The sequence below is a fragment of the Methyloversatilis discipulorum genome, from assembly GCF_000527135.1.
GTDB classification, from domain to species: domain Bacteria; phylum Pseudomonadota; class Gammaproteobacteria; order Burkholderiales; family Rhodocyclaceae; genus Methyloversatilis; species Methyloversatilis discipulorum.
Map to the genome: position 1 here is coordinate 1,537,816 of NZ_AZUP01000001.1, position 14,658 is coordinate 1,552,473.

The window sequence follows — 14,658 nt, forward strand, 5'->3', positions numbered from 1 at the left end:
GCCGTGTTTCAGGGTGCCAGCCGGACACGCGTCCAGTCGGCGCCCTGGCGGCGATAGAGCAGACGGTCGTGCAGGCGGTCGCTGCGCCCTTGCCAGAATTCGATCGCATCCGGATGCAGCCGGTAGCCGCCCCAGTTCTCCGGGCGCGGCGGCGCCGAGCCGAAGCGCTCCTCGAATTCGCGCACACGCCTGACCAGCGATTCGCGACTGGGAATTTCCCGACTCTGCGGCGACGCCCAGGCCCCCAGCCGGTTGCCCACCGGCCGCAGCGAGTAGTAGGCGTCAGACTCTTCCGCGCTCACCTTGCTCACCGTGCCCTCGATCCGGATCTGCCGCTCCAGCGCCGCCCAGAACAGCAGCAGACTGGCGTGCGGATTGGTCTCCAGCTCGGCGCCCTTGCGGCTGTCGTAATTGGTGAAGAACACGAAGCCATCCTCGCCATAGCCACGCAGCAGCACGATGCGCGCACTGGGTCGCCCGTCAGCGCCGACCGTGGCCAGCGTCATCGCATTCGGGTCGCGCTCGACCACGCGGCCGGCTTCGGCAAACCAGAAGCGGAACTGGTCGAGCGGATTGTCGGCCGCTTCAGTCTCGTCGAGCGAACCGCTGGTGTAGTCGATGCGGTGATGTATCGGGTCCATGGTGTCTCCTTTCCTCATTCCGGCGCGGGCGCGCGTTCGATTCCGGCGATGCGGGTGCCGGCCTGAAGCTTGCGCGCGGCAAACCAGCCGATATTGGTCTCCAGCGCATAGCGCGCCGGTCGCTCGGCGCAATGCGATGTGTCGGTCTGCGGCTGCATGTCCGCAATGTTGATGATGTGGCCCTTGTCGTCGATGAAGGCCACGCTGAGCGGAATCAGCGTATTGCGCATCCACATGCAATGCTTGGCCGCCCGGGTGAACACGAAGAGCATGCCGGCATCGGACGGCATCTCGGTCCGGTGCATCAGGCCGGTCATGCGCGCGGCGTTGGTGTGCGCGACTTCGGCCTTGATGCGATACATGCCCACGCCGAGTTCGAGCGTGGGCATGTCGGCGCAGGCACTCAGTGCGCTCAGCGCGAGCAGGCTGCAGAGTAGCGATTTCTTCATGACAGGCAGAACATCCCGATGGTGAATGATGAATGATGCGCGCCGACGACTTCTTGATCGATGTCAGCCCGCATCGGACTTCAGGCGTGCTTGCCGGCCGGTGAGCAGGCTCGCGTCGACGTCCCGCCATTGACCGGGCTGCAGCGAACCGAGTTGCCACGGACCGATGGCGACGCGTATCAGGCGCAGCGTCGGATGGCCGATGGCCGCCGTCATCCGGCGCACCTGCCGGTTGCGGCCCTCGCTGATGCCGATTTCCAGCCAGCAGGTCGGTACCGACAGCCGATGGCGCACTGGTGGATCGCGCGGCCACAGATCGGCCGGCTCGGCAATGCGCTCGACCGTACAGGGCCGGGTCGGGCCATCCTTCAGCTGCAGCCCGCCGCGCATCCTGTCGAGCGCCGCCTCGCCCGGTTCGCGCTCGACCTGCACCCGGTAACGCTTGACCAGCTTGTGCTTCGGATCGGTGATGCGGTGCTGCAGGGCGCCGTCGTCGGTCAGCAGCAGCAGGCCCTCGCTGTCGGTATCCAGACGCCCGGCCGGGTACACGTCTGGCACGTCGACGTGGTCAGCCAGCGTCGGGTGCCTGCCATCCGGCGAAAACTGGCAGATCACGCCATAGGGCTTGTTCAGCAGGATCAGACGGCTCACGCACTGGCCACCGGCCGCCCCTGCAGGTGGCCGAAGCGACGCGCGAAGCGCAGTTCCTCCGGGTAGGGGAAGAAGTCCTGGATGTGGCCTTCGCGGATGCGCTGCTGCGTCTCCTGCCAGAACTTCACATCCAGCAGATCGCGGTGATACTTCAGGAAGGCCGCACGCACCTTGGGCGTCGACAGCAGGAAGGTGGCGAACTCCTCGGGGAAGATGTCGTTGCGCTGCACCGAGTACCACACCTCACCGGACATCTCATACTCCGGGCTGGGCGCCGGCGGGATGCGGCGGAAATTGCAGTCGGTCAGGAACTCGATCTCGTCGTAGTCGTAGAACACGACGCGACCGTAGCGGGTGACGCCGAAGTTCTTCCACAGCAGATCGCCCGGGAAGATGTTGGCGACCGCCAGTTCGCGGATCGCGTTGCCGTACTCGTACACCGCGTGGTCGATCTGCTCCTCGTTTGCCGTTTCCAGGAAGATGTTGAGCGGAATCATCCGCCGCTCGATATAACAGTGGCGGATGACCAGCGTGTCGCCATCGCGCTCGATCATCGACGGCGCCAGCTGGTCCAGCTGTTCCAGCAACTCCGGCGAGAAACGGTGCGCCGGCAGCGCGATGTCCGAATACTCGATGGTGTCGGCCATGCGGCCCACGCGGTCCACCTGCTTCACCATCAGGAACTTTCTCTTCACCGTCGCGCGGTCGGTGTCCTTCGAGCTGCCGAACTTGTCCTTGATGATCTTGAACACGTAGGGATAGGACGGAAGCATGAACACCAGCATGACCAGACCGCGGATGCCCGGCGCCTCGACGAAGTTGTCGTTCGAGTGACGCAGATGGTTGATCAGGTCGCGGAAGAACATCGTCTTGCCCTGCTTGCCCAGCCCCATCATCGTGTAGATCTCGGAGCGCGGCTTCTTCGGCATCAGCGTGCGCAGGAAATGCACGTTGGCCGACGGCACCTGCATGTCGGCCATGAAGTAGGCGCGCGACAGCGAGAACATGACGCTGACGCGCCAGGGCTCCAGCAGGATGGTGTCGAGGAAGAGCCCACCCTTGCGGTCGTGCAGCACGGTGACCATGAACGGGTACTCGAGGTGACCGTTGATCGCCTTGCCGATCACGTAGGCCGCCTTGTTGCGGTAGTAGGCGGAGTTCAGCACCTGGATCTGCAGATTGGCCTCACGCGCCGGCCAGTCACCGCCAACATGTTCGAGCGCGGCGCGCATGATGTAGTCGACGTCGCGGTCGAGGTCGGTGAAATGACGCTGCCAGTCGAAGTCGATGAAGATCTGCTTCACCGCGGCGCGCAGACCGGTCTGGTTCGGGTAATAGCTGCGCCAGGTCGGCGGAGAACTCTCGATCAGTTCGGTCGAGATGGCCGGACGCACGAAGATGAAGTCGTTGTGGAAGTACTTGCGATGCAGGATCTTCGTCGTGACCGAATTGAAGAAGGTTTCGGCCAGTTCCGGTTGCCGGTGGTTCACCAGCAGGCCGATGTAGAGCAGCTTCACCTGCTGCCAGGTGTTGTCGTCCAGCGAGTCGGCGTGGAACTCGTTGTGCAGCCGGTCCACGCACTCGCGCACACGGTCGTCGTAGTACTGGATGCGCTCGCGGATGCAGCGCTGCTGCCCCGGCCAGTCCGCCTGTTCGAACCGTTGCTTGGCCGTACCGCTGACGGCACGGAACAGCGTGTAGTGCTTGTCGAAGCCGTCAATCAGCGCCTGTGCGATGGCCAGCGCAACCTGGTTCTGCCCGGCAGGAAGATTCATGGCAAGTCCGCTCGTATCGTCAAGCGCGGGATTCTAATGGGCGCGCGCACGCCGCGGTGCGGAACACGCCGCCGACAGGAATGTCGCATCATTTCTCGATTGGGGGATAATCGCGGGAGCCCGCCGGCGGCAACACCGTCACAGGGCCAATAACCAGACAACACACCAAGGAGCTGGATGGCATGAGTACCACTCACATCAAGATTCCCGCCGAGGGGACAAAAATCGTTGCCGGCCAGCCGATGCCGGACAATCCCATCATCCCCTTCATCGAAGGCGATGGCATCGGCGTGGACATCACGCCGGTAATGAAGGACGTCGTCGATGCAGCCGTGGCCAAGGCCTACGGCGGCAAGCGCAAGATCACCTGGATGGAGGTCTACGCTGGCGAGAAGGCCACCCGCATGTACGGCCCGGACGTCTGGCTGCCGGAAGACACGCTGGCCGCGCTGAAGGAATACGTCGTTTCGATCAAGGGCCCGATGACGACGCCGGTCGGCGGCGGCATCCGTTCGCTTAACGTTGCGCTGCGCCAGGAGCTTGACCTCTACGTCTGCCTGCGCCCGGTACGCTACTTCAAGGGCGTGCCCAGCCCGGTCAAGCAGCCGGACCTGATCGACATGGTCATCTTCCGCGAGAACACCGAAGACATCTACGCTGGCATCGAATGGCAGGCTGAATCGGACAACGCGCGCAAGGTGATCAAGTTCCTGCGCGACGAAATGGGCGTCAAGAAGATCCGCTTCCCGGAGACCTCGGCCATCGGCATCAAGCCGGTGTCGCGCGAAGGTTCGGAACGCTTGATCCGCAAAGCCCTGCAGTACGCCGTGGACAACGACCGCAAGTCGGTCACGCTGGTGCACAAGGGCAACATCATGAAGTTCACCGAAGGCGGCTTCCGTGACTTCGGTTATGCATTGGCGCAGAACGAGTTCGGCGCCGAGCCGATCGACGGCGGACCGTGGTGCAAGTTCAAGAACCCGAACACCGGCCGCGACATCATCGTCAAGGACGCCATCGCCGACGCCTTCCTGCAGCAGATCCTGCTGCGTCCGGCCGACTACGACGTGATCGCCACGCTGAACCTGAACGGCGACTACATCTCCGACGCGCTGGCGGCACAGGTCGGCGGCATCGGCATCGCCCCGGGCGCCAACATTTCCGACGCCTATGCAGTGTTCGAAGCCACCCACGGCACGGCACCGAAATACGCCGGCCTGGACAAGGTGAATCCGGGATCGCTCATCCTGTCGGCCGAAATGATGCTGCGTCACATGGGCTGGCTGGAAGCGGCCGACCTCATCATCGCGTCGATGGAACGCGCCATCGGCGACAAGCAGGTCACCTACGACTTTGCCCGCCTGATGGACGGCGCGAACGAAGTGTCGTGCTCGGAATTCGGGCGCGCGATGATCGCTCGCATGTAAAGGTGGCCGCGGGCGTCGCAGGACGCCCTGCTGCACAAACAAAAAACCCGGCTTGCGCCGGGTTTTTTGCTTTCCGAATCCTCAGGACCGGATTAAGCAGCCTGGATGTTCGCGGCCTGCTTGCCCTTGGGTCCTTGGGTCACGTCGAACGTCACCTTCTGGCCTTCCTTCAGGGTCTTGAAACCACCCATCTGGATCGCCGAGAAATGAGCGAACAGATCTTCGCTGCCATCATCCGGCGTGATGAAGCCGTAACCCTTGGAATCGTTGAACCACTTAACAGTACCAGTTGCCATTGATCTTATCCTCTCAACCTCTCAAATGAGCCGAAGCTCCCGTACATGTTTGTACTTCAAGTTCTGATGTTCTGACCCCGGGAACTACCGACCGCGCCGGAACTCGACAACGGTCTAGGACTGCGACCACTCGAGAGCTTGAACCAAACACAGAACGGCTTTTAGCCCAGATGAAGCAGGCGGTCAACACGTTTCCATGCTGCACCACGGCAGACTTTTGCGACGATTTTCCGCCCATCTTGGACAGCGTTCATCGAAGCGCCGAAAGCTGTCGGCGCACGCCTGCAGGAACACGTTGTCCAAAGAGGTGAACAGGTGTCGCGTCACGACATCAAAGAGCGGAAAAGCGGCACAGCTTCACGTGTTGCACACCCGATGTTTGTGATTAGAATGGGACCATGGTTACACGCAGGCAGGACGATTCACTCCTTGAGCTTGAAAAGACACGGGTCAAGCCCCCACCTCTGTTCAAGGTCATGGTGCTGAATGACGATTACACCCCGATGGACTTCGTGGTTGGAGTCCTTCAGAAGTTTTTCGGCATGAACCGGGAACAGGCCACGCGCGTCATGCTCAAGGTACATACGGAGGGGGCCGGCGTTTGCGGCATCTACCCCAAGGACGTTGCAGCATCGAAAGTGGAACAGGTGTGTACCTTTGCGCGCCAGCATCAGCATCCGCTGGCGTGCGTGATGGAGGAAAATTGAAATGATCGCGCAGGAGCTGGAAGTCAGCCTTCACATGGCCTTCGTCGAAGCGAGACAGAAGCGCCATGAATTCATCACGGTCGAGCACCTGCTGCTCGCCCTGCTCGACAATCCTTCGGCAGCGGAAGTGCTCCGTGCCTGCGCAGTGAACATCGACGAGCTGCGCAAGGAACTGTCGGCCTTCATCAACGAGCACACGCCGGTGGTCGATGGCAGCGAAGAGATCGACACCCAGCCGACTCTTGGCTTCCAGCGCGTGATCCAGCGCGCCATCCTGCACGTGCAGTCCTCGGGCAAGAAGGAAGTGACCGGAGCCAACGTGCTGGTCGCCATCTTCGGCGAGAAGGATTCGCACGCTGTCTATTTCCTGCAGCGCCAGGGCGTCACGCGTCTGGACATCGTGAACTTCATTTCGCACGGCATCACCAAGGCGGCCCAGCCGGCCGCCGCGGCGAAGCCCGAGTCGGAACAGGGCGAGCAGGAACAGGAAGGCGGCCAGGCGGGCGGCGCCCTCGACAGCTTCACGCAGAACCTGAACGCACAGGCGCTGATGGGCAAGATCGATCCGCTGATCGGTCGCGACCACGAACTTGAGCGCGTGATCCAGACGCTGTGCCGTCGGCGCAAGAACAATCCGCTGCTGGTGGGCGAAGCCGGCGTCGGCAAGACCGCCATTGCGGAAGGCCTCGCGCGCCGCATCATCGAAGGCCGCGTGCCCGACATCCTCGCAGACGCGACCATCTACGCGCTCGATATGGGCGCCCTGCTCGCCGGCACCAAGTACCGTGGCGATTTCGAACAGCGCCTGAAATCGGTGCTGAAGCAGCTGCTCGACAACCCGAACGCCATCCTGTTCATCGACGAGATCCACACGCTGATCGGCGCCGGCGCCGCCTCGGGCGGTACGCTCGACGCGTCCAACCTGCTGAAACCGGCGCTGTCGTCGGGCCAGCTGAAGTGCATCGGTGCGACCACCTATACCGAGTATCGCGGCGTGTTCGAGAAGGACCACGCCCTGTCACGTCGCTTCCAGAAGATCGACGTGACCGAGCCGAGCGTCGAGGAGACGGTGTCCATCCTCAAGGGCCTGAAGTCGCGCTTCGAACAGCATCACGGCGTGAAGTACTCGTCGACCGCGCTGTCGTCGGCCGCCGAACTGTCGGCGCGCTACATCAACGACCGTCACCTGCCGGACAAGGCGATCGACGTGATCGACGAAGCCGGTGCGGCGCAGCGCGTGCTGCCGAAGTCGAAACAGAAGAAGGTGATCGGCAAGACCGAGATCGAGGAAATCGTTGCCAAGATCGCGCGCGTGCCGTCGCAGCATGTGTCGAACGACGACCGCTCGGCACTGCGCAACCTCGACCGTGACCTGAAGAACATGGTGTTCGGTCAGGACAACGCGATCGATGCGCTCGCCACGGCGATCAAGATGTCGCGCTCCGGCCTCGGCAATCCGAACAAGCCGATCGGCTCCTTCCTGTTCAGCGGCCCGACCGGCGTCGGCAAGACCGAAGTCGCTCGTCAGCTTGCCTACTGCATGGGCATCGAACTGATCCGCTTCGACATGTCCGAGTACATGGAGCGTCATGCGGTCAGTCGCTTGATCGGCGCCCCTCCGGGCTATGTCGGCTTCGATCAGGGCGGTCTGCTGACCGAAGCAGTGACCAAGAAGCCGCACTCTGTGCTGCTGCTCGACGAGATCGAGAAGGCCCATCCGGACATCTTCAACATCCTGCTGCAGGTGATGGACCACGGCACGCTGACCGACAACAATGGTCGTCAGGCCGATTTCCGTAACGTGGTCATCATCATGACGACCAACGCCGGCCAGGAAACGCTGCAGAAATCGGTGATCGGTTTCACTACGGAACGTCAGCCGGGCGACGAAATGGCCGACATCAAGCGCCTGTTCACGCCGGAGTTCCGCAACCGTCTCGACGCCATCATTTCGTTCAAGCCGCTGGATCGCGAAATCATCCTGCGCGTGGTCGACAAGTTCCTGATGCAGCTGGAAGGTCAGCTGCAGGAGAAGAAGGTCGACGTGCAGTTCTCGGAAGAGCTGCGCAGCTGGCTGGCCGAAGCAGGCTTCGATCCGCTGATGGGTGCGCGTCCGATGGCACGCCTGATCCAGGACACCATCCGCTCCGCGCTGGCGGACGAACTGCTGTTCGGTCGTCTGACCAGCGGCGGCAAGGTGACGATCGACCTCGACGGCGACAAGAAGGTGAAACTGGTGTTCGACGAGGAAGAACTCGCAACACCCGCCTGATAAGGCATCACTGTTCCAACAGAGGCGGCCATAATGGCCGCCTCTTTTTTTGCCTGTCACGCCTCCCGAAAAGAAAGGACGACTCATGGACATCCACACCGCCGACCTATGTGACCAATTCGAAAGCGAACTGCGTATCTGCGCGCCGATGTTCCGCAGCTACGGCGGCCGAGCAGCCTTCGGTGGCCAGATCACGACGCTCAAGCTGTTCGAGGACAACGGTCTGGTTCGCAAGGCGCTGGAAGCACCGGGCGACGGGCGTGTACTCGTGGTCGATGGGGGTGGTTCGATGCGCCGCGCGCTGGTCGGCGACCAGATCGCCGCCCTGGCGGTGAAGAATGGCTGGGCCGGCATCGTCGTCTATGGCTGCATCCGCGACTCGGCGGCGATCGGAGAGATGGATATCGGTGTCTGCGCACTCGGCACTCATCCGCTGAAGACGGTCAAGCGCAACGAAGGCCAGGCCGACCTCACCGTCAGCTTTGGCGGCATCGACTTCGTCCCCGGCCATTACCTTTATGCCGATGCCGATGGCGTCATCGTCTGCCCACGGTCGCTGATCTGAGTGTGCGCGCGGCCGGCGTTCGCGGCCCGGTGTCGACAGCGCCTTTCGCAGCGCACAAGTTTCTGCAGATTTTTCTGCACTTTTTCACACACGCAACAGAGCAAACAAGACAAGCCTTTGTTTTATTTGAGAACACGACTTCTTATGTCTTATACAAGACCTCTTGTTGCTTTGCCAAAGCCTCTTTATACTTGAGCCCGTCACGATAGCCGCCCGGTTCCATTCATCGGTCGGCTTCCCGGGCGCCCGGTCTGCTTGCTGCCAACCGCTGCGACAGGCCCACGCGGGTTTCGTGGATCGGCCCGCATCGGTTCATCGGCCGAAGGATGCCCGGACCGCACGGTCCGGCATGGGTGTCAGCACCGTTTCAGGAAGCATTTCAAAGTCAGGGCTTACGGGTGGCGCAGGCTGCCTGTTCGGGTTGTTTTTTTCTTCGAGGACATGCAATGAGCACGAAAGAACAGGAAATCGCCAAGATTCAGAAGGATTGGGACGAGAACCCCCGCTGGAAAGGCATCAAGCGCGGCTACACCGCCGAGGATGTCTATCGCCTGCGCGGCTCCTTCCCGGTCGAGTACACGCTGGCCCGCCGCGGTGCGGAAAAGCTGTGGGATCTGGTCAACAACGAGCCGTTCATCAACTGCCTGGGCGCGCTGACCGGTGGTCAGGCCATGCAGCAGGTGAAGGCCGGCGTCAAGGCGATCTACCTGTCGGGCTGGCAAGTCGCTGCCGACAACAACTCGTACGAAGCGATGTACCCGGACCAGTCGCTGTACCCGGTTGACTCGGTTCCGACGGTCGTGAGCCGCATCAACAACAGCTTCAAGCGCGCTGACGAAATCCAGCACGCCAAGGGTGTTTACGCTGGCGACAAGGGCTACATCGACTATTTCGCCCCGATCGTGGCGGACGCAGAAGCCGGTTTTGGCGGCGTGCTGAACGCCCACGAACTGATGAAGGCGATGATCCGCGCGGGCGCCGCCGGCGTGCACTTCGAAGACCAGCTGGCCTCCGTGAAGAAGTGCGGTCACATGGGTGGCAAGGTGCTCGTGCCGACCCAGGAAGCCGTGCAGAAGCTGATCGCCGCCCGTCTGGCCGCCGACGTCTACGGCGTCCCGACCCTGATCCTGGCCCGTACCGACGCTGAAGCCGCCGACCTGCTGACCAGCGACTGCGACCCGATCGACAAGCCCTTCGTCACCGGCGAGCGCACCGCCGAAGGCTTCTACAAGACCAAGAAGGGTCTGGAACAAGCCATCTCGCGCGGTCTGGCCTACGCCCCGTACGCTGACCTGATCTGGTGCGAGACCGGCACGCCTGACCTGGCTTTCGCCAAGGCTTTCGCCGACGCGATCCACGCCAAGTTCCCGGGCAAGATGCTGGCCTACAACTGCTCGCCGTCGTTCAACTGGAAGAAGAACCTCGACGACGCCACCATCGCCAAGTTCCAGCGCGAGCTGGGTGCGATGGGCTACAAGTACCAGTTCATCACCCTGGCCGGCATCCACAACATGTGGTACCACATGTTCGATCTGGCCCAGGACTACGTGGCCCGCGGCATGTCCGCCTACGTGGAAAAGGTTCAGGAGCCGGAATTCGCGGCCCGCGACCGCGGCTACACCTTCGTGTCGCACCAGCAGGAAGTCGGCACCGGCTACTTCGACGACGTGACCACCACCATCCAGGGTGGCACTTCGTCGGTGACCGCGCTGACCGGTTCGACCGAAGAAGAGCAGTTCCACTGAGATGGACCGGGCCCGCAACAGCGGGTCTGCTGAACTGAAAAGGCCGCCCGGCTCTTGCCGGGCGGCCTTTTTGTTTCCTTTTTCTTAGTCCTCCGCCGGCTGCGGCAGATCGGGAATGAAAGTGCCGCCGGATTCCCAGTACGCCAGATCGCCGTATGTGAGCTTCAGCAGATCGACGAAGAGCCGCACCCGCAAGGGCAGATGGCGACGTTGCGGAAACAGCGCATAGATGCCCATGGGCGGCGCCGCGAAATCGCCGAGCACTTCGACCAGCGCTCCGTTCGCCAGGTCCTCGCGCACTTCCCAATAGGAACGCCAGGCGAGCCCGAGCCCGCTCAGCGCCCAGTCCCGCAGCACGGCGCCGTCGTTGCATTCGACCAGATGAGTGATGCGCAGCGTGATCGGCTCACCGTGCGCCATGAAGCTCCAGCCACGGGCCTGCGAGCGATTCGGCCCAAGGCCCAGGCAGCGATGCTGCAGCAGGTCATATGGATGCCCGGGTTTGCCGAATCGGGCGAGGTAATCCGGACTGGCGACGACGACGCGTCGCGTTTCGCCCAATTTGATACTGATCATGCTGGAATCGGGCAGGCTGCCGATACGCACCGCGCAGTCCACGTTTTCGTTCACCAGATCGACCATGCGGTCGGTCAGATCGAGCGAAATCTTGACCTCGGGATTCAGCGCCATAAAGCGCTTCACCAGTGGCGCCACGTGGCGCCGGCCGAAGCCGGCCGGCGCGCTGACGCGCAGCAGGCCGGTGGCCCTCGCACCGCCGGCGGTCACCGCGGCATCCGCGCTCGCCAGCTCGTTGAGAATGCGCTGGCAATCCTCCAGATAGGCGCTGCCTTCGTGCGTCAGCGTCAGCTTGCGCGTAGTGCGCAGCATCAATTTGACGCCCAGCCTCTCTTCCAGCGCATCCATGCGCCGTCCGATCACGGCCGGCTGCACGCCTTCGAGTTTCGCAACCGCCGAAAGACTGCCATGCGCCGCAACCGAAACGAAGGACTCTATCTCCTTGAAGCGATCCATTTTGTACTAAAAGTAAAAGATAAATGTACTTAAGGAAAGCTTAACGGATGCATAAGGAAAGTCTAGTATTTGTGCAGATGCAGCAATTCATGCCGGGCACAACCTGGTCTGATGCATCGGACGTTAGACCCCGGTCCTCCCGTCCGCACCGTGCGCAACCCGCCCGCTGCGGCACACCCGCCCGACGACGGCACCACCGCCGCCGATCGGGTGTGAGGGACGGCCAACCTGTCCGGAGCACGGAGCACGAACGCTCACGTCATACCGGCTCTCGAACCGTTATCGGAGCGCACGCACATGACTATCGCTGAATCTGCAGACAAGCTGAACCGGGCCATGGATCTGCCCGCCGGTGTGAGCATCGCCGCTCCGGTCAGCGCCGAATACCAGACCATCCTCACCTTCGAAGCGCTGTCGCTGCTCGCCCAGCTGCACCGCCAGTTCGAACCGCGTCGCCGCGAGCTGCTCGCCGCGCGCGTCACCCGCGCCGCTGAGATCGACGCCGGCAAGCCGGTCGATTTCCTGGCCGATACGCTGCATGTGCGCGAAGGCGACTGGAAGATCGCGCCGCTGCCGCAGGCGTTGCAGTGCCGCCGCATCGAAATCACCGGCCCGACCGAGCGCAAGATGATCATCAATGCGCTGAACGCCGGTGCCGACAGCTATATGAGCGATTTCGAGGATTCGAATTCGCCGACCTGGGACAACCAGGTGCAAGGCCAGATCAACCTGCGTGACGCTGTGCGAGGCACGATCAGCGTCGAATACAAGGGCAAGACCTACAAGCTGAACGACAAGGTTGCCGTGCTGCAGGTGCGCCCGCGCGGCTGGCACCTCGACGAGAAGCACGTGATGATCGATGGTCAGCGTGTGTCGGGTGGTCTGTTCGACTTCTGGCTGTACTTCTATCACAACGCCAAGGAACTGCTCGCCCGCGGCGCCGGCCCCTACTTCTACCTGCCCAAGCTGCAGAGCCATCGCGAAGCCCGCCTGTGGAACGATGTGTTCGTCGCCGCGCAGGAAATGCTCGGCATCCCGCGCGGCACGATCAAGGCCACCGTGCTGGTGGAAACGCTGCACGCCGCGTTCGAGATGGAAGAGATCCTGTACGAACTGCGCGATCACAGCGCCGGCCTGAACGCGGGCCGCTGGGATTACATCTTCTCGTGCATCAAGGTGCTCCGTAATGACCGCGATTTCTGCCTGGCAGACCGCAGCAAGATCACGATGACCGTGCCCTTCATGCGCGCCTACGCACTGTCGCTGATCAAGACCTGCCACAAGCGCGGCGCACCGGCGATCGGCGGCATGAGCGCGCTGATTCCGAACAAGAACGATCCGGACGCCAACGAGAAGGCGATGGCCGGCATCCGCTCGGACAAGCGCCGCGACGCCAATGACGGCTATGACGGCGGCTGGGTGGCTCACCCGGGCCTGGTGCAGGCAGCGATGGAAGAGTTCGTGTCGGTGCTCGGCGACAAGCCGAACCAGATCGAGAAGCAGCTCGACGTGAACTACGGCGCCGCCGATCTGCTCGACTTCCGCCCGGAGGGCCCGATCAGCGAAACCGGTCTGCGTACCAACATCAACGTCGGCATCCAGTATCTGGGTGCATGGATGGACGGCAATGGTTGCGTGCCCATCCACGGCCTGATGGAAGATGCGGCGACCGCTGAAATCAGCCGCGCCCAGGTGTGGTCGTGGATTCGCAGCCCGAAGGGCATCCTCGACGACGGTCGCAAAGTGACCGCCGACATGGTGCGCGGCCTGATCCCGCAGGAGTTGGACAAGATCCGCGCCCTGCTCGGCGACGCCTACACTGAAACCTATGCCGCCGCCGCCAAGCTGTTCGGCGATATGTGCGTGGCCACCGAACTGGAAGACTTTCTGACGCTGCCGGCTTACGAACGCATGGAGTAAGCCTACCCCCTCGCAGCATCACGGACGGCGCCTCAAAAGGGCGCCGTTTTTCGTTGTGGAAGATCGTCGCATCGCCCCGTCCGTCGCGGCACGACGGACGAAAAAAAGCCCGCTCTGCGGCGGGCCCTCATCGGGCGGGACGATCAGCGATCGTCCGGACCGGGATTACTCCATCGGGGTGACCTTGCCCGGGGCAATCTTGCCGTCCGAGCGACCCTTCAGGTACGAATACAGGCTATCGATCTTCTCACCCTTCAGGAAAGGATGCGGAGGCATGCCGCGATCGGCGTGAGTGCCATCGACGACGATGCCGACGAACTCTTCCTTCGTGTACTTCTTCAGGCCCTCGATCAGCGACGGACCAACCATGCCTTCCTGGTTCGCGCCATGGCAACGCTCACAGGCGGCCGAACGCCACGTCTTCCAGCCCATCAGGGTCTTGGCGTCCACCTTGTTGCCCTCGGCAACCTTGTACGGTGCTTCCTGCGCCATCGCGGTCGAAGCCAGCGCGGCCAGCACGACGGTTGCCAGATGTTTGCGAATCACAATCAGCTCTCCTCAATTGATTGGTGGGTGTTGCAGTGGAAAAAAACGATCTTCCGGTCAAAAGGATTACATGACCTGCGTTGGACCGGGAATAAGTGTCGGCTTATGGCTGGCGCTTTCCTGAACTCGTAAGCTTACCGCGGCACTTCCATTAAAAAAAGGGTTGTCGCCCCCGAACTTGTCAGCGTCCGCCCGTCGATCCAAAACCGCCGTCGCCTCGTTGCGATGCAGCAAAATCAAGCACTTCGCGCAAAGCCACTTGCACTACGGGCACCACGACGAGTTGCGCGATCCGCTCCAGTGGTTGGAGGACAAATTCGCTCGCGCCACGGTTCCACAGCGATACAAAAATTTGCCCCTGGTAGTCGGAGTCGATCAGCCCGACCAGATTGCCCAGCACGATGCCGTGCTTGTGGCCGAGACCCGAGCGCGGCAGCACCATCGCAGCCAGTCCGGGATCTTCAAGGTGGATTGCAATGCCGCTGGGCACCAGCAACGTATCGCCGGGACGCAACACGGTGGTCGTGTCTATGCAGGCGCGCAGGTCCAGACCGGCCGAACCGGGCGTCGCATAAGACGGCGGCAGGTCACGCAGGCGCTCGTCGAGAATCTTGTAGTCGAGAGTGGACATC

14 protein-coding genes are annotated in these 14,658 nt (G+C 62.3%); 6 read left to right on the forward strand and 8 right to left on the reverse strand.

All coding sequences use genetic code 11. The annotated features are described in order from the left end of the window. Positions 1 to 8: 8 nt before the first annotated feature. From pdxH to aceK, 4 genes are all read right to left on the reverse strand, one after another. Complete coding sequence (gene pdxH, locus METFAM1_RS0106995; protein WP_019918894.1) at positions 9 to 641, reverse strand: pyridoxamine 5'-phosphate oxidase; 633 nt, start codon at positions 639 to 641, stop codon at positions 9 to 11. 14 nt (positions 642 to 655) lie between these two features. Then, positions 656 to 1,090, reverse strand: coding sequence for a DUF192 domain-containing protein (locus tag METFAM1_RS0107000; RefSeq protein WP_019918895.1), 435 nt, complete (start codon positions 1,088 to 1,090; stop codon positions 656 to 658). Positions 1,091 to 1,153: 63 nt separating this feature from the next. Beyond that, the gene (locus tag METFAM1_RS0107005) at positions 1,154 to 1,741 is read right to left on the reverse strand and encodes a pseudouridine synthase (RefSeq protein ID WP_019918896.1); all 588 of its coding nucleotides are present in this window, start codon (positions 1,739 to 1,741) and stop codon (positions 1,154 to 1,156) included. Then, positions 1,738 to 3,516 (reverse strand): bifunctional isocitrate dehydrogenase kinase/phosphatase, encoded by a 1,779-nt coding sequence (gene aceK, locus METFAM1_RS0107010; RefSeq protein ID WP_019918897.1) that lies wholly within the window; start codon positions 3,514 to 3,516, stop codon positions 1,738 to 1,740. Before aceK ends, METFAM1_RS0107005 begins: the two co-directional genes overlap by 4 nt. Positions 3,517 to 3,698: 182 nt before the next feature. On the opposite strand from aceK, the gene icd reads away from it, so the two are divergent. After that, positions 3,699 to 4,943: an NADP-dependent isocitrate dehydrogenase gene (icd, locus tag METFAM1_RS0107015; protein ID WP_024300538.1), complete on the forward strand. Its 1,245-nt coding sequence runs from the start codon at positions 3,699 to 3,701 to the stop codon at positions 4,941 to 4,943. Positions 4,944 to 5,035: 92 nt separating this feature from the next. Here the strand turns inward: icd and METFAM1_RS0107020 are convergent, their stop codons facing one another. Then, positions 5,036 to 5,239: a cold-shock protein gene (locus METFAM1_RS0107020; RefSeq protein ID WP_019918899.1), complete on the reverse strand. Its 204-nt coding sequence runs from the start codon at positions 5,237 to 5,239 to the stop codon at positions 5,036 to 5,038. Between the two features lie 398 nt (positions 5,240 to 5,637). On the opposite strand from METFAM1_RS0107020, the gene clpS reads away from it, so the two are divergent. The 4 genes from clpS to aceA all read left to right on the forward strand — a co-directional run bounded on the left by clpS (position 5,638) and on the right by aceA (position 10,528). Beyond that, entirely contained in the window at positions 5,638 to 5,946 is a 309-nt protein-coding gene (gene clpS / locus METFAM1_RS0107025) for an ATP-dependent Clp protease adapter ClpS (protein ID WP_008061043.1), read from the forward strand. A 1-nt stretch (position 5,947) separates the two neighbouring features. Continuing rightward, positions 5,948 to 8,218 carry an ATP-dependent Clp protease ATP-binding subunit ClpA gene (clpA, locus tag METFAM1_RS0107030; RefSeq protein WP_019918900.1) on the forward strand — a complete coding sequence of 757 codons (2,271 nt, stop codon included), beginning with the start codon at positions 5,948 to 5,950 and terminating at the stop codon, positions 8,216 to 8,218. Between the two features lie 85 nt (positions 8,219 to 8,303). Then, a complete protein-coding gene (gene rraA, locus METFAM1_RS0107035) occupies positions 8,304 to 8,783 on the forward strand; it encodes a ribonuclease E activity regulator RraA (protein ID WP_019918901.1) in 480 nt (159 codons plus the stop codon). Between the two features lie 446 nt (positions 8,784 to 9,229). Next, positions 9,230 to 10,528, forward strand: coding sequence for an isocitrate lyase (aceA, locus tag METFAM1_RS0107040; protein WP_019918902.1), 1,299 nt, complete (start codon positions 9,230 to 9,232; stop codon positions 10,526 to 10,528). Between the two features lie 84 nt (positions 10,529 to 10,612). On the opposite strand, the gene METFAM1_RS0107045 is transcribed toward aceA, so the two are convergent. Further along, positions 10,613 to 11,560, reverse strand: coding sequence for a LysR family transcriptional regulator (locus METFAM1_RS0107045; protein ID WP_019918903.1), 948 nt, complete (start codon positions 11,558 to 11,560; stop codon positions 10,613 to 10,615). Between the two features lie 297 nt (positions 11,561 to 11,857). Here METFAM1_RS0107045 and aceB point away from each other — a divergent pair, with 297 nt between their 5' ends. Beyond that, a complete protein-coding gene (gene aceB, locus METFAM1_RS0107050) occupies positions 11,858 to 13,480 on the forward strand; it encodes a malate synthase A (RefSeq protein ID WP_020647625.1) in 1,623 nt (540 codons plus the stop codon). Positions 13,481 to 13,645: 165 nt separating this feature from the next. Here aceB and METFAM1_RS0107055 read toward each other — a convergent pair whose 3' ends face one another. Next, on the reverse strand, positions 13,646 to 14,026 hold the full coding sequence (locus METFAM1_RS0107055) for a c-type cytochrome (protein WP_019918905.1): 381 nt from the start codon (positions 14,024 to 14,026) through the stop codon (positions 13,646 to 13,648). Between the two features lie 181 nt (positions 14,027 to 14,207). Continuing rightward, positions 14,208 to 14,657, reverse strand: coding sequence for a dUTP diphosphatase (dut, locus tag METFAM1_RS0107060; RefSeq protein WP_019918906.1), 450 nt, complete (start codon positions 14,655 to 14,657; stop codon positions 14,208 to 14,210). Position 14,658: the final 1 nt, after the last annotated feature.